Genomic DNA, 14,421 nt, shown 5'->3' with positions numbered 1-14,421 from the left:
GATGAAGGACACCCAGCAGGATGGCGATGCTGTCCGTTTGGATAAATGGCTGTGGGCCGCACGCTTCTATAAAACCCGTGCCCTGGCCCGTGAAATGATTGAAGGCGGCAAAGTCCACTACAACGGACAGCGCACTAAGCCGAGCAAGCAGGTTGAGGTGGACGCGGAGATCAAGCTGCGTCAGGGAAATGACGAGCGTACCGTGATTGTGCTGGCGGTGACCGCCCAGCGACGGGGCGCGCCAGAGGCCCAGCTGCTCTACCAAGAGACCGAGGCCAGCATTGAAAACCGGGAAAAAGTGGCGTTGGCGCGCAAGACCCACTCGCTGACCATGCCGCATCCGGATCGGCGTCCGGATAAGAAAGAGCGCCGCACCCTGATTAAATTTAAATTTGGCGAAGGCGAGTGACCTTCGCCGCACAGAGAGACGACTATGGCTAATCAAGATTCCAAGGCGACGCACGACCAACTGCATCGCTACCTGTTCCAGAACTACGCGGTGCGCGGTGAGCTGGTCACGCTGAGCGAGACCTACCGCCAGGTGCTGGAAAACCACGACTACCCGGCGCCGGTCAATACCCTGCTCGGCGAGCTGCTGGTGGCCACCAGCCTGCTGACCGCTACCCTGAAGTTTGACGGTGACATCACCGTGCAGATCCAGGGCGACGGCCCGCTGAAAATGGCCGTGGTCAACGGCAACAACCGCCAGGAGCTGCGCGGCGTGGCTCGGGTGCAGGAGGGCGCGGAGATTGCGCCGGAGAGCGGCCTGAAGCAGATGATCGGCAACGGCGTGATGGTGATTACCATCACCCCAGCCGAGGGCGAGCGCTATCAGGGCGTGGTGGGTCTGGAGGGCGATACCCTAGCCGAATGTCTGGAGGGCTACTTCATGCAGTCCGAGCAGCTGCCGACCCGCCTGTTCATCCGCACCGGTGAAAGCGACGGCCTGCCAGCGGCGGGCGGAATGCTGCTGCAGGTACTGCCCGCGCAGAACGCCACCAATGATGATTTCGATCACCTGACCCAGCTGACCGCCACCATCAAGGGCGAGGAGCTGTTTGAGCTGCCGGCCCACGACGTGCTCTACCGCCTCTACCATCAGGAGGAGGTCACGGTGTATGAGCCGCAAGATATCATGTTCCGCTGCACCTGCTCGCGCGCCCGTTGCGCCGACGCGCTGCGTTCACTGCCTGATGAGGAGCTGACGCAGATCCTGGAAGAGGAAGGCCAGATCGACATGCACTGCGACTACTGCGGCAACCACTACGTCTTCGACAAAGTGGACGTCGCTGGCCTGCGCACGTCAGGCAGCGAGCCGGGCCCGCACGTCCATTGATCCCACAGGGCAGCCAGCCGGCTGCCTTTTTTTATGCGTTCGCTTTGGGATATTGCGCACGTTTCATTTTATGACGTGTGCCATCTCCCATAATTGTTAAAAATAAGCGTTAACTATTATTTTTTTTGAAGTCTATCGCGTTTAATACAGATCCTAACCCTACACACTGTGTTAGTAACGTATAGCAACTAAGGAGTAGTGAAATGCGTGATCACGGTATATCCCCCGATACCTTGGCCGCCTACGGCATCCATAATGTCAGCGAAATCGTCTATAACCCTGATTACGCACGCCTGTATCAGGAAGAGACGGCGCCAGGGCTGGAAGGCTATGAGCGCGGCATCGAGACCAGCCTGGGTGCCATTTCCGTTGACACCGGTATCTTCACCGGCCGCTCGCCGAAAGATAAGTACATCGTGCGTGATGACACCACGCGTGACACCGTTTGGTGGGCAGACGAAGGCAAAGGCAAGAATGATAATAAACCCCTGAGCCAGGAGACCTGGGATGCCCTGAAAGCCTGCGTCACTGAGCAGTTGTCAGGCAAACGTTTGTTTGTGGTAGACGCCTTCTGCGGCGCCAACCCGGATAGCCGTCTGAAGGTGCGTTTTATTACCGAAGTGGCCTGGCAGGCCCATTTCGTTAAAAACATGTTCATACGTCCGACGGATGAAGAACTCACTGATTTTACGCCTGACTTTATCGTCATGAACGGCGCCCGCTGTACCAACCCGAACTGGCGCGAGCAGGGGCTGAACTCCGAGAACTTTGTTGCCTTCAACCTGACGGAGAATATCCAGCTGATTGGCGGGAGCTGGTACGGCGGCGAGATGAAGAAGGGCATGTTCTCGGTGATGAACTACCTGTTGCCGCTGAAAAATATCGCCTCCATGCACTGCTCCGCCAACGTTGGCGAACAGGGCGACGTGGCGGTCTTCTTTGGCCTTTCAGGCACCGGCAAAACCACCCTTTCCACCGATCCGAAACGCCAGCTGATTGGCGACGACGAGCATGGTTGGGATGATGACGGCGTCTTCAACTTTGAGGGCGGCTGCTACGCCAAAACCATTAAGCTCTCTGAAGAGGCCGAGCCGGAGATCTACCACGCCATCCGCCGCGACGCGCTGCTGGAGAACGTGGTGGTGCGCGAGGATGGCTCCATCGATTTCGATGATGCCTCCAAAACCGAGAACACCCGCGTCTCCTACCCGATCTACCACATCGACAACATCGTTAAGCCGGTTTCGAAAGCGGGCCACGCCACCAAGGTGATCTTCCTGACCGCGGACGCCTTTGGCGTGCTGCCACCGGTATCGCGCCTGACGGCCGACCAGACCCAGTACCACTTCCTCTCTGGCTTCACCGCCAAGCTGGCCGGTACTGAGCGCGGCGTGACCGAGCCGACGCCTACCTTCTCCGCCTGTTTCGGCGCGGCCTTCCTGAGCCTGCACCCGACCCAGTACGCGGAAGTGCTGGTGAAACGGATGCAGGCCGCGGGTGCCCAGGCCTACCTGGTGAACACCGGCTGGAATGGCACCGGCAAGCGCATCTCCCTGAAGCACACCCGCGCCATCATCAACGCCATCCTCAGTGGCGAGATCGACCAGCAGGAGACCTTCACGCTGCCGATCTTCAACCTGGCGGTGCCGGTGTCAGTGCCGGGTGTGGATGAGCAGCTGCTCGACCCGCGCAACACCTATGCGGATGCGGCCCAGTGGCAGGCAAAAGCACAGGATCTGGCGCGTCAGTTCATCGACAACTTTGATAAGTACACGGACACCCCGGCAGGTGCGGCGCTGGTCAGCGCTGGCCCGTCACTCTGACGTCCCCCCAGGCGCGCCCCGCGCGCCTGATTTTCACGCTGGCGGCCGCCACGGCTGCCAGCGGTGATCCAGATATCCCCAATTAAATAAGTCTCTCTTATGGCTACTCTGACAATCCGCAACCTTGATGATGAAGTAAAAGAGCTGCTGCGTCTGGCGGCGGCCCGCAATGGCCACTCAATGGAGGAGGAGGTACGCTCCATCCTGCGGCAGGCGATGCTGGGCGGCACGCCAAACTATGGCCTTGCGAGCCGCATCCACCAGCGTTTCGCCGCCCTGAGTGAAGGCGACCTACGCGCGCCGGTGCGTGACCAGCTACCCCGGCAGTGGGAGATTGAGTGATGATTGTGCTGGATACCGCCATTGTCATGGAGTTGATCCGGCCGGAACCGCACCGCCAGGTGATGCAGTGGCTGGATATGCAGGACGCCAACCAGCTGGCGCTGACGGCGGTGACGGTCACGGAGCTGTTCAGCGCCGTGCAGGCGCTGCCCGACCCGCAGCGCCAGCGCCGGGTGCAAGAGGCGCTGCTGGCGCTATTGAATGAGGAGTTCGCCGAACGGCTGCTGCCCTTTGATGCCCACTGCGCCCTGCGCGCCGCCGCGCTTCAGGCGGAGCACCGGCGGCAGGGCGTCAGCCTGGATCAGGCCACGCTCTATACCGCCGCTATCTGCCTGCACCATCAGGCACAGCTGGCCACCCGCCAGCCGCTGGATTTTGCGCACTGCGGGCTGGTGACCGTCAACCCATGGGGCGAACAGGGGAAACCGCGCTTCCATGAGGAGGCGGCTGAATACTTTGTGATGAGCCGGAAGTAGCGGGTGTAAGTCGCCCGTCAAGGCAGGCTAAGCGCGCCGGTTCCGCCTCTGCGGAACCGGGCGTTCAGGGACGGGAGGCCGTCGGCGGGGTGCCGTCAGCGGCTTTTGGCGGGGTGCCATTGCCGTTGCCGTTCTCTTTGCCTTTGAGCGTGGGCAGCGGCAGGTAGGCGCGGATGCGCAGGCCACCGCGCTCGCTGCTGCCAATGTCCAGCACACCCGCATGGGCGTCAATGATGCGCTGGACAATCGCCAGCCCCAGCCCGGTGCCGCTGGTGCTGCGGGCGCTGTCGCCACGCACGAAAGGCTGGAACAGGTGCTTGAGTTGGTCAGGCCGGATGCCGGGGCCGTCATCCTCCACCTGGAACCAGGCGAGCTGCAACTCATGGCCGCTGCTGACCTTGATCCAGCCGTTGCCGTAACGGGCGGCGTTGATCACCATATTGACCGCGGCGCGCTTGATGGAGAGCGGATGCACATCCACCAGCAGTTCCGCCGGCGCAAGATCACTCTCAATCACACGCTCATAGCCACTTTCAGCGGCGATCACTTCACCGAGAATGGTGTTCAGGTCGCTTAGCTCGGTCTGCATCTCCTGCCCGGTACGCAGGTAGTCGATGAACTGCTCGATAATGGCGTTGCACTCTTCAATGTCCTTGTTGATCGACTCTGCCAGATAGCCATCCTCATCGCCCATCATCTCCGTTGCCAGCCGGATGCGCGTCAGCGGGGTGCGCAAGTCGTGGCTGACCCCAGCCATCAGCAGGGTACGGTCATCCGCCAACTGCTTCACGCCAGCCGCCATCTGGTTGAAGGCGCGCGTCACCGAGCGCACCTCCGAGGCGCCATACTCGCGCAGCGGCGGTGGGATGATTCCCTTGCCGACCTGCAACGCCGCGTGCTCCAGCTCCACCAGCGGCCGGTTCTGCATCCGGATGAACAGCCAGGCACCGCCAATCGCCAGCAGCATAATCGCCAGCGTATAGCGGAACAGCGGCGAGAAGTCCCCCTGATGGATCTCCGTCAGCGGCACCCGCACCCAGATATCGGGCGAGAGCCAGGTCTTGAGCCAGACCACCGGGGTATTCTTGTTCATCTCCACGCGCACGTCCGTCGGGCCGCCCAGCTGCTGCGCCATCTGCTGGCTCAGGAACTGGTAGTGCTGCGCCCAACGCAAGCCGCTCTCCTGAGCGGCGGCGTTGGTGTAGAGCGAAATGCCCAGCTCACGGTAGATCTCGCGGCGGAATGCTGGCGGCACCTCTAACAAGGTGCCGTCCTCCAGTTGCAGCCGGTCGGTCATCAGCATACGTACTTCGTATGCCAGCACCTTATTGAACTGCTGCAAACTGGGCAGGATGGCGAAATTCAGGACGACCAGATAGGTCGTCACCAGGCTGACGAACAGCAGGGTGACGATTAATAGCAGGGTTCGGGCAAAGGAGCTACGCGGTGAAAAGCGCAATCGCCTCATGCTTTACTGCCGTCCGGGACGAAGACGTAGCCCAGGCCCCAAACGGTCTGGATATAGCGCGGATGGGCCGGATCCTCCTCCACCATGCGGCGCAGGCGGGAGATCTGGACGTCAATCGAGCGCTCCATGGCGCTGTATTCGCGGCCGCGGGCCAGGTTCATCAGCTTGTCGCGGGAGAGCGGCTCACGCGGGTGGCTGACCAGCGCCTTCAGTACCGCGAACTCCCCGCTGGTGAGCGGCATCGGCTCATCTTCACGGAACATCTCACGCGTGCCGAGGTTCAGCTTGAACTTGCCGAAGGAGATCACCGCCTCTTCCTGGGAGGGCGCGCCCGGCAGCTCGTTGGCCTGACGGCGCAGCACCGCACGGATACGCGCCAGCAGCTCACGCGGGTTGAAGGGTTTCGGGATGTAGTCATCCGCGCCAATCTCGAGGCCGACGATCCGATCCACCTCTTCGCCCTTGGCCGTCACCATAATGATCGGCATCGGGTTGCTCTGGCTACGCAGACGGCGGCAGATGGAGAGGCCATCCTCACCCGGCAGCATCAGATCCAGCACCATCAGGTGGAAGGATTCACGCGTCAGCAGGCGGTCCATCTGTTCGGCATTCGCCACACTGCGAACCTGGAAGCCCTGCTCCGTCAGGTAACGTTCCAGCAGCGCGCGTAAACGCATGTCATCATCCACCACCAGAATCTTATGATTCTCTTGCATGTCTTAACTCCCAAAGGCTGTGTGCCTGAACCCGGCGGGCATCAATTAACCCAGATAACATTTCATGTGAATGGCAGGTTTCAGCCTAGCCAACTTATGTTTTCAATACGGTTGTATTGTTAAGAATCAACGCCCGCTCAGACAGTGTTTTATGGTATATATTCTAGACGAAATTGTTACAAAGATTATTGTTTTCCTCACTTATCAACACTTTTGCCTGCCCCCTCGCGCTGCCGTTTCAAGCAAACCCAAAGGGACGAGTGATAAGCTCCCGCCTTTATACCCTGTAATGCAAGCAGATTTTAACGGGTTTATGGCCGCCATAACAGCCGGCGAAAGCCGTGACAATGGCCGCCGCCAGACGTTATAAAGAGCCGATGAGCCAAAACGAGAGCACTCCCCAGATGAAGAGCGACCTGATTACCCGCGAAGGGTACAACAAGCTAAAGCGTGAGCTGGACTATCTGTGGCGCGAGCGCCGGCCAGAGATCACCGAAAAGGTTGCCTGGGCCGCCAGCCTCGGCGACCGCAGCGAAAACGCTGACTACAAGTACAACAAGCAGCTGCTGCGTGAAATTGACCGGCGGGTGCGCTTCCTGCGCAAGCGGCTGGAGGCGGTGCGGGTGATTGACTACTCGCCGCAGCAGGATGGCCGGGTGTTCTTCGGCGCCTGGGTGGAGGTGGAGAATGAGGAGGGCGAGGTGAAGCGCTTTCGCATTGTCGGCCCGGATGAGATCTATGGCCGCAAGGATTACGTCTCCATCGACGCGCCGATGGCGCGCGCGCTGATCAAAAAAGAGGTGGATGATGAGGTGAATGTCCCCACCCCGCTCGGGGTCAAAGTGTGGTGCGTCAACCGCATCGACTACCTGCCCGACGAGCCGGAGAGCGATGCCACGCCCGGTAACCTCGGTTAACACGGTAAATGTTCCGAAACCGCCCCACCCCGTCGCAGAATGCCGCGCACGGCTGGCATTTTGGCGGCGCACTCCGTATAACAGTGCCCTGATTGACTAACGCCACACGATAGATACTCATGATGAATAATTCCCTGAGCCGCATTATTGCAACTGAATTGCAGGCCAGACCGGAGCAAGTTGACTCCGCTATCCGCCTGTTGGATGAAGGAAACACCGTGCCGTTTGTCGCACGTTACCGTAAGGAAGCGACCGGCGGTCTGGACGATACACAACTGCGCCAGCTGGAGAGCCGCCTGGGGTATCTGCGTGAGCTGGAAGATCGCCGCCAGAGCATCCTGAAGTCTGTTGAGGAGCAGGGCAAACTCACCGGCGAGCTGGCGGCCGCCATCAACGGCACGATGAGCAAAACCGAACTGGAAGATCTCTACCTGCCGTACAAACCCAAGCGCCGCACGCGCGGGCAGATCGCGCTGGAGGCCGGGCTGGCCCCACTGGCGGAGCGCCTGTGGCAAGATGCGCAGCAGGTGCCGGAAGAGGCCGCCGCCGCCTTCGTTGATGCCGACAAGGGCGTGGCGGATGTGAAAGCGGCACTCGACGGCGCACGCTATATCCTGATGGAGCGCTTCGCGGAGGACGCCGCCCTGCTCGGCAAGGTGCGTGACTATCTGTGGAAAAACGCCCATCTGGTCTCCCGCGTGGCGGAGGGCAAACAGGAGGAGGGCGCGAAGTTCCGCGACTATTTCGATCACCATGAGCCGATTGCCCAGGTGCCCTCCCACCGCGCGCTGGCGATGTTCCGTGGCCGCAATGAAGGGGTGCTGCAACTCTCGCTGAATGCCGATCCGCACAGCGAGGAGCCGCCGCGTGAGAGCTATGCCGAGCAGATCATCATCGATCACCTTGGCCTGCGCCTGAACAACGCCCCGGCCGACGGCTGGCGGCGGGCGGTGGTCAACTGGACTTGGCGCATCAAGGTGCTGCTGCACCTCGAAACCGAGCTGATGGGCAGTGTGCGCGAGCGCGCGGAAGAGGAGGCGATCAACGTCTTCGCCCGCAACCTGCATGACCTGCTGATGGCCGCCCCGGCTGGCCCGCGTGCCACCATGGGTCTCGATCCGGGCCTGCGCACCGGCGTCAAAGTGGCGGTAGTCGATGCCACCGGCAAACTGGTGGCAACCGACACCGTCTACCCGCATACCGGCCAGACCGCGCGCGCCGCCGCGGCGGTCGCGGCGCTATGCGTGAAGCACCGGGTGGATCTAGTCGCCATCGGCAACGGCACGGCCTCGCGTGAAACCGAGCGCTTCTTCCTCGACCTGCAAAAGCAGTACCCGGAAGTGACGGCGCAGAAGGTGATCGTCAGCGAGGCGGGTGCCTCGGTCTACTCGGCGTCAGAGCTGGCGGCCCAGGAGTTCCCGGATCTGGATGTGTCGCTGCGTGGCGCCGTCTCCATTGCCCGCCGCTTGCAGGACCCGCTGGCGGAGCTGGTGAAAATCGACCCGAAATCGATCGGCGTTGGCCAGTACCAGCATGATGTCAGCCAGACCCAACTGGCGAAAAAGCTGGACGCGGTGGTAGAAGATTGCGTGAACGGCGTCGGCGTTGACCTGAACACCGCCTCGGTGCCGCTGCTGACCCGCGTCGCCGGTTTGACGCGGGTGATGGCGCAGAACATCGTCAACTGGCGTGATGAGCATGGTCGCTTCAACAACCGCGCCCAGCTGCTGAAGGTAAGCCGCCTCGGCCCGAAAGCCTTTGAGCAGTGCGCTGGCTTCCTGCGCATTAACCACGGCGACAACCCGCTGGATGCCTCCACCGTTCACCCGGAGACCTACCCGGTGGTTGAGCGCATTCTCGCCGCCACCGAGCAGTCGTTGCAGGCGCTAATGGGCAACCCGACCGCGCTGCGCACGCTGAAAGCGGTGGACTTTATCGACGACCGTTTCGGCGTGCCCACTGTCAGCGACATCCTGAAGGAGCTGGAGAAGCCGGGCCGCGATCCGCGTCCAGAGTTCAAAACCGCCACCTTCGCCGAGGGCGTGGAGACGATGAATGACCTGACGCCGGGCATGATCCTGGAAGGCTCAGTCACCAACGTCACCAACTTTGGCGCGTTCGTGGACATTGGCGTCCATCAGGATGGTCTGGTGCACATCTCCTCGCTGGCGAATAAGTTCGTCGAGGATCCGCACAGCGTGGTGAAGGCTGGCGACATCGTCAAGGTGAAGGTGCTAGAGGTCGATTTGCAACGCAAACGCATCGCCCTGACCATGCGTCTGGACGAGCAGCCGGGTGAAACTGCCGCCCGCCGTGGTGGTAGCAATGCTGCCAACGGCGCACCGGCGCGCCAGCCCGCGCGCGGTGCCAAACCCCGCGCCAGCCAACCATCAGCCAACAGTGCCATGGGCGATGCCCTGGCCGCGGCATTCGGCAAAAAACGCTGATGCCCGCCTACGCCCGGCAGCCTCCCTGCCGGGCGTAGGCCCCTCTCTCCTTCCTGCGATCCCCCTCCCAGCCCTACGCGATTGCCTGCCTAAAAATTGACGGTTTTTTGATCTGGATTAGGGAGCGACCACCCCGTTCTGGTGTTTTATTGCACGCGAGAACAATTCTTACTTTCGTTTATCCTACTCCCGCCCCCGTTGGCCGCCGCGCCACCCGGCGGAAAATTGAGGTACTTATGTCCCTACTTCCACAGCACAGCTACCGGGTCACGGGTTTTGCCCCGCAGATCCCTCCCGCCTACCGGCAGAAACTGCTGGCGCTCGGCATCCTGCCCGGTTCGCACTTTAGTGTGGTGCGCGTCGCGCCATTGGGCGATCCGATCCAGATTGAGACTCGCCACGTCAACCTGATGCTGCGCCGCCGCGATCTGGCTAGCCTGCTGCTTGAGGCTTGCGCCTGATCCCTCTACCCAGATAGCACACCACTGCCATGAAAACCCTGACCATCGGCCTGATCGGCAACCCGAATGCCGGCAAAACCACCCTGTTCAACCAGCTTACCGGCGCGCGCCAACGGGTCGGCAACTGGGCCGGCGTCACCGTAGAGCGCAAGGAGGGGCGGTTCCTCACGGCCCACCATGCCGTCACACTGGTTGACCTGCCCGGCACTTACTCCCTGACCACGCTGTCGGAACAGGCATCACTGGATGAGCAGATCGCCTGCCGCACGGTACTGAGCGGTGAGCTGGATCTGCTGATCAACGTGGTGGACGCCGCCAATCTGGAGCGCAATCTCTACCTCACCCTGCAACTGCGTGAGTTGGGCGTGCCCTGCATCGTGGCGCTCAACATGCTGGATATTGCCCAACACCAAGGGATTGAGATTGACCCGGCGGCGCTGGCGGTGCGGCTCGGCTGCCCGGTGGTGCCGCTGGTCTCCACCCGCGCGCGTGGTGTGGCGGAACTGAAACAGCAAATCGACCAGTTGCCGATGCGCTGTGCGCCCTTCCGGGTGGACTACCCGCCCGCGCTGTCGGCGGCGGCAGTGGCGCTGGCGGCCGCGTTGCCGCACGGCCAGCCCCTCAGCCAGCGTCACTGGCTGGCGCTCCAGATGCTGGAGGGGGATATTTTTTGTCTGGCCGCCGCCGATACCGCCGCGGCTGCCCTGCCGGAGAGTTGCCGCCAGCTGGAGGAGGACCCGGCGCTGTTGATTGCCGATGCGCGCTACCGCTGCATCACCGAGCTGTGTCAGGCGGTGGGCAACAGCCAGCACGCCGCGCCCGACAGCCTGACGCAACGGCTGGATCACCTGCTGCTTCACCGCCTGCTGGGGATCCCGCTCTTTTTGCTGGTGATGTACCTGATGTTCCTGCTGGCGATCAACCTAGGCGGCGCGCTACAACCGCTGTTTGACCTCGGCTCGGTGGCGCTGTTTATCCACGGCGTGCAGTGGCTGGGCATGACGCTCGGCCTGCCCGAGTGGCTGACGCTGTTTCTGGCTCAGGGGATCGGCGGCGGCATCAATACCGTGCTGCCGCTGGTGCCGCAGATTGGGCTGATGTACCTGTTTCTGGCCTTTCTGGAGGACTCCGGCTACATGGCGCGCGCCGCCTTTGTGATGGATCGGCTGATGCAGTCGCTCGGCCTGCCGGGAAAATCCTTCGTGCCGCTGATTGTCGGCTTCGGCTGTAATGTGCCTGCCATTATGGGTACTCGCACGCTGGACACGCCGCGCGAACGGCTGATCACCATCATGATGGCGCCCTTCATCTCCTGTGGCGCGCGGCTGGCGATCTTTGCCGTCTTCTCCGCCGCCTTCTTTGGCCGACATGGCGCGCTGCTGGTCTTCTCTCTCTACCTGCTGGGCATTGCCGTCGCCATCCTGACCGGGCTGTTGCTGCGCCATACCCTAATGCGCGGCGACGCCTCCCCCTTTGTGATGGAGCTGCCGGTCTACCATGTGCCGCACCTAAAGAGCCTGCTGCTCCAAAGCTGGCAGCGGCTGAAGGGCTTTGTGCTGCGCGCGGGACAGGTGATTGTGCTCGCCAGCCTGCTGATTGGCGCGCTGAACAGCTTCACTTTGCGCGGCCAGCCAGCGGACTCCCTCAACGTCTCGGCGCTGGCGACGGTCAGCCAGATCGCGACGCCGCTGCTGGCACCGATGGGCGTGCAGCCAGACAACTGGCAGGCAGCGGTGGGGCTGGTGACCGGCGCGCTGGCGAAGGAGGTGGTGGTCGGCACACTCAATACGCTCTATACCGCCGAAACGTTGCAGGAGGCACCCTTTGATCCGGCTGCCTTCTCTCTGCAAGAGGAGCTGGCACAGGCGCTGGCGGAGACCTGGCAGAGCGTACGTCAGACCTTCAGCCTTGGGGTGCTCGCCAACCCGATTGGCGCCAGCATGGGCGATGGCGAGATGAAAGTGGGTGCGATGAGCACAATGGGCGAGAAATTTGGCAGCCTGGCTTCCGCCTACAGCTACCTGATCTTTGTGCTGCTCTACCTGCCGTGTGTCTCGGTGATGGGAGCGATCGCCCGTGAGAGCAGCCTCGGTTGGATGGCGTTTGCCGTGGGCTGGGGGCTGAATATTGCCTATTCGCTGGCGACGCTGTTCTACCAGATGGCGACCTTCAGCGCGCACCCGGTTGCCTCCCTCTGGCGGATTGCCTTGGTGCTGTTGGTGAACGCCCTGCTGTTTGCTGGCCTGCGCCGCCTGCGCTACCAGCCGCGTTACCAGCCAACTGCCCTGCGGAGTGCCAGCCATGACGCTGATTGAGCTATACCACACCCTCTGCCTGCATGGCACGATGTCACAGGCCGAGCTGCTACGTTTGAGCCGGCTATCGCCGCCAGCACTGGCCGCCCTGCTCGGACAGTTGGAGAGGATGGGGAAAATTGAGCAACTGGCAGTCGACTGTGGTATCGGCAGCTGCCAGCGCTGTGATATCTCTGCTGGCTGTACGCCGCGCTATTATCGCGCTCACGCTGCCAGCAAAACATAATTAATATAAATAGAGATACAATTAATTATTCATTTAATCGAAGTCCCAATTTCCCAAATTTCGCAATTAAATTTGAAGTCCCTCACAAATAAATCAACAAATCCTCGGCAACGGCTTTCGATTAATCCACGGTCAGGGAGGGCCGTTGACTTGATTTATAGCGCGGCGTAGCCTTTTTCGTGGGAGCGCTCCCATAAAAAAGGTGGAACATGGAAAATATAAACTCTCTCCTTAACGCTATTTATCAAGACACACTGACACAGCAGGATGCCGCTGAATTAAACGACCTGATCTTATCCGCCAAAGCGGTGATTCGTCAGGCGCGCAAAGCGCATTGGGATGAACAGGACGTGGTATTAATTACCTATGCCGATCAGTTCAGCGAAATCGGCCAGCCGATGCTGAAAACCTTCACCCATTTCTATAACCGCTGGTTGAAAAACACCTTCTCGCTGGTTCACCTGCTGCCCTTCTACCCCTACTCCTCGGACGATGGGTTCTCGGTCATTGATTATCATCAGGTGAACCCGATAGCGGGTGATTGGCAGCATATCGGCGAGCTGAACCAGAGCACCCGCCTGATGTTCGACTACGTCTGCAACCATATCTCTGCCCAGAGCGCTTGGTTCCAGGGCTACCTTGCCCAGCAGCCGGAGTTCGACAACCACTTCATTGAGATGGACCCGGCGACCGACCTGCATCAGGTAACCCGGCCGCGCACCAGCCCACTGCTGACGCCCTTCACGCTGGCGAATGGCGAGACTCGCCATATCTGGACCACCTTCAGCGCCGACCAGATCGACCTGAACTTCGCCAATCCGGCCGTGCTCAAGCGGATGGTCAACGTGCTGCTCAGCTACCTGGCGCACGGGGCCGAGTATGTTCGCCTTGATGCGGTGGGCTACATGTGGAAAGAGCCGGGCACCTCCTGCATCCACCTGGAGAAGACGCACCAGCTGGTCAAGCTGTTCCGCGCCATTGCTGACGTTGTGGCGCCGGGCACCGTGCTGATTACCGAAACCAACGTGCCGCACCGCGACAACATCAGTTACTTCGGCAATGGCCAGGATGAGGCGCAGATGGTGTACCAGTTCCCGCTGCCGCCGCTGGTGCTTCATGCCATCCACTGTGGTGAGGCCACCACGTTGAGCCGTTGGGCCGCAGCCCTCGACATCCCGGCACCGCACTGCACCTTCTTCAACTTCCTCTCCTCCCACGACGGCATCGGCCTCAACCCGTTGCGCGGCCTGTTGCCGGAAGATCAGATCCTGGCGCTGGCTCAGGCGATGGAACGGGAGGGCGCGCGCGTCTCTTACAAAAACAACCCGGATGGCAGCGCCAGCCCCTATGAGATCAACGTCACTTACCTGGATGCATTGAACCACCAGAAGGATAGTGATGCGCTGCGGGTACGCCGCTTCATGCTGGCCCATGCCATTCTGCTCGCCTTCCCCGGCGTGCCAGCCATTTACATCCAGAGCCTGCTTGGCTCGCGCAATGACGATGCGGGCGTGGAGCGCACTGGCCATAACCGCGCTATCAACCGCCAGAAATATGTGCTTGATGAGATTGAGCCACAAATTTCTGGCGGCAACTCGCTGCGTAGCCAAATATTTTCTGGCCTGCGCCGGCTGATTGCGTTGCGCAAGAAATTAGCCGCCTTCCACCCTGATGCCGCTATGCAGGTGGTGGAGTTACATCCTGCGTTATTGGCTTTCCGTCGTGGTGAAGAAAATAACGGCGACCTGCTGTGTTTGTTTAACGTCAGTAACAAGGCGGTTAAGGTTTCGTTGCCGGAAAATAACCTCACCGATGTTATTAGCGGTGAAATATTCTCCTCCAGCCAAAACTTCACCGTGCCGCCCTACGGTTATTACTGGCTCAAGTAATATCA

At 61.0% G+C, this 14,421-nt stretch carries 13 protein-coding genes; 11 read left to right on the top strand and 2 right to left on the bottom strand.

Features of this window, described 5'->3' with window-relative positions; translation table 11 throughout:
• The first annotated feature begins 1 nt into the window (after nt 1).
• The 5 genes from hslR to ACK3SD_RS01005 all read left to right on the top strand — a co-directional run bounded on the left by hslR (nt 2) and on the right by ACK3SD_RS01005 (nt 3,977).
• Nucleotides 2–409 carry a ribosome-associated heat shock protein Hsp15 gene (hslR, locus tag ACK3SD_RS01025; RefSeq protein WP_137761900.1) on the top strand — a complete coding sequence of 136 codons (408 nt, stop codon included), beginning with the start codon at nt 2–4 and terminating at the stop codon, nt 407–409.
• Between the two features lie 24 nt (nt 410–433).
• The gene (gene hslO / locus ACK3SD_RS01020; RefSeq protein WP_137761899.1) at nt 434–1,336 is read left to right on the top strand and encodes an Hsp33 family molecular chaperone HslO; all 903 of its coding nucleotides are present in this window, start codon (nt 434–436) and stop codon (nt 1,334–1,336) included.
• A gap of 203 nt (nt 1,337–1,539) precedes the next feature.
• A complete protein-coding gene (gene pckA / locus ACK3SD_RS01015; RefSeq protein WP_137761898.1) occupies nt 1,540–3,159 on the top strand; it encodes a phosphoenolpyruvate carboxykinase (ATP) in 1,620 nt (539 codons plus the stop codon).
• Between the two features lie 99 nt (nt 3,160–3,258).
• Complete coding sequence (locus tag ACK3SD_RS01010) at nt 3,259–3,501, top strand: FitA-like ribbon-helix-helix domain-containing protein (RefSeq protein ID WP_137761897.1); 243 nt, start codon at nt 3,259–3,261, stop codon at nt 3,499–3,501.
• Nucleotides 3,501–3,977, top strand: coding sequence for a PIN domain-containing protein (locus ACK3SD_RS01005; protein ID WP_481127594.1), 477 nt, complete (start codon nt 3,501–3,503; stop codon nt 3,975–3,977). The genes ACK3SD_RS01010 and ACK3SD_RS01005 overlap by 1 nt, the downstream gene beginning before the upstream one ends.
• 64 nt (nt 3,978–4,041) lie before the next feature.
• Here ACK3SD_RS01005 and envZ read toward each other — a convergent pair whose 3' ends face one another.
• Complete coding sequence (gene envZ / locus ACK3SD_RS01000) at nt 4,042–5,445, bottom strand: two-component system sensor histidine kinase EnvZ (RefSeq protein ID WP_481126501.1); 1,404 nt, start codon at nt 5,443–5,445, stop codon at nt 4,042–4,044.
• Complete coding sequence (gene ompR / locus ACK3SD_RS00995; RefSeq protein WP_009635740.1) at nt 5,442–6,161, bottom strand: osmolarity response regulator transcription factor OmpR; 720 nt, start codon at nt 6,159–6,161, stop codon at nt 5,442–5,444. The genes envZ and ompR overlap by 4 nt, the downstream gene beginning before the upstream one ends.
• A gap of 404 nt (nt 6,162–6,565) precedes the next feature.
• Between ompR and greB the strand changes: the two genes are divergently transcribed.
• The 6 genes from greB (at nt 6,566) to ACK3SD_RS00965 (ending at nt 14,416) form a co-directional block, all read left to right on the top strand.
• Nucleotides 6,566–7,078: a transcription elongation factor GreB gene (gene greB / locus ACK3SD_RS00990; RefSeq protein ID WP_240775796.1), complete on the top strand. Its 513-nt coding sequence runs from the start codon at nt 6,566–6,568 to the stop codon at nt 7,076–7,078.
• A gap of 122 nt (nt 7,079–7,200) precedes the next feature.
• Nucleotides 7,201–9,525: a Tex family protein gene (locus ACK3SD_RS00985; RefSeq protein ID WP_481126500.1), complete on the top strand. Its 2,325-nt coding sequence runs from the start codon at nt 7,201–7,203 to the stop codon at nt 9,523–9,525.
• A 236-nt stretch (nt 9,526–9,761) separates the two neighbouring features.
• On the top strand, nt 9,762–9,986 hold the full coding sequence (feoA, locus tag ACK3SD_RS00980) for a ferrous iron transporter A (protein WP_481126499.1): 225 nt from the start codon (nt 9,762–9,764) through the stop codon (nt 9,984–9,986).
• Nucleotides 9,987–10,015: 29 nt separating this feature from the next.
• A complete protein-coding gene (feoB, locus tag ACK3SD_RS00975) occupies nt 10,016–12,301 on the top strand; it encodes a Fe(2+) transporter permease subunit FeoB (RefSeq protein WP_481126498.1) in 2,286 nt (761 codons plus the stop codon).
• Nucleotides 12,288–12,527, top strand: coding sequence for a FeoC-like transcriptional regulator (locus tag ACK3SD_RS00970; RefSeq protein WP_481126497.1), 240 nt, complete (start codon nt 12,288–12,290; stop codon nt 12,525–12,527). The genes feoB and ACK3SD_RS00970 overlap by 14 nt, the downstream gene beginning before the upstream one ends.
• A gap of 209 nt (nt 12,528–12,736) precedes the next feature.
• Nucleotides 12,737–14,416, top strand: coding sequence for an alpha-amylase family glycosyl hydrolase (locus tag ACK3SD_RS00965; RefSeq protein ID WP_481126496.1), 1,680 nt, complete (start codon nt 12,737–12,739; stop codon nt 14,414–14,416).
• Nucleotides 14,417–14,421 lie beyond the last annotated feature (5 nt).

Source organism: Chimaeribacter sp. YP20170169 (assembly GCF_056739715.1).
Note: the sequence above shows the minus strand (reverse complement) of the source record. Positions and strands in the feature narration are given on the sequence as shown.

Bases quoted from the DNA above. Each gene is read 5' to 3' on its own strand.
- hslR (WP_137761900.1), top strand. From the start codon at position 2: ATGAAGGACACCCAGCAGGATGGCGATGCTGTCCGTTTGGATAAATGG.
- hslO (WP_137761899.1), top strand. From the start codon at position 434: ATGGCTAATCAAGATTCCAAGGCGACGCACGACCAACTGCATCGCTAC.
- pckA (WP_137761898.1), top strand. From the start codon at position 1,540: ATGCGTGATCACGGTATATCCCCCGATACCTTGGCCGCCTACGGCATC.
- ACK3SD_RS01010 (WP_137761897.1), top strand. From the start codon at position 3,259: ATGGCTACTCTGACAATCCGCAACCTTGATGATGAAGTAAAAGAGCTG.
- ACK3SD_RS01005 (WP_481127594.1), top strand. From the start codon at position 3,501: ATGATTGTGCTGGATACCGCCATTGTCATGGAGTTGATCCGGCCGGAA.
- envZ (WP_481126501.1), bottom strand. From the start codon at position 5,445: ATGAGGCGATTGCGCTTTTCACCGCGTAGCTCCTTTGCCCGAACCCTG.
- ompR (WP_009635740.1), bottom strand. From the start codon at position 6,161: ATGCAAGAGAATCATAAGATTCTGGTGGTGGATGATGACATGCGTTTA.
- greB (WP_240775796.1), top strand. From the start codon at position 6,566: ATGAAGAGCGACCTGATTACCCGCGAAGGGTACAACAAGCTAAAGCGT.
- ACK3SD_RS00985 (WP_481126500.1), top strand. From the start codon at position 7,201: ATGAATAATTCCCTGAGCCGCATTATTGCAACTGAATTGCAGGCCAGA.
- feoA (WP_481126499.1), top strand. From the start codon at position 9,762: ATGTCCCTACTTCCACAGCACAGCTACCGGGTCACGGGTTTTGCCCCG.
- feoB (WP_481126498.1), top strand. From the start codon at position 10,016: ATGAAAACCCTGACCATCGGCCTGATCGGCAACCCGAATGCCGGCAAA.
- ACK3SD_RS00970 (WP_481126497.1), top strand. From the start codon at position 12,288: ATGACGCTGATTGAGCTATACCACACCCTCTGCCTGCATGGCACGATG.
- ACK3SD_RS00965 (WP_481126496.1), top strand. From the start codon at position 12,737: ATGGAAAATATAAACTCTCTCCTTAACGCTATTTATCAAGACACACTG.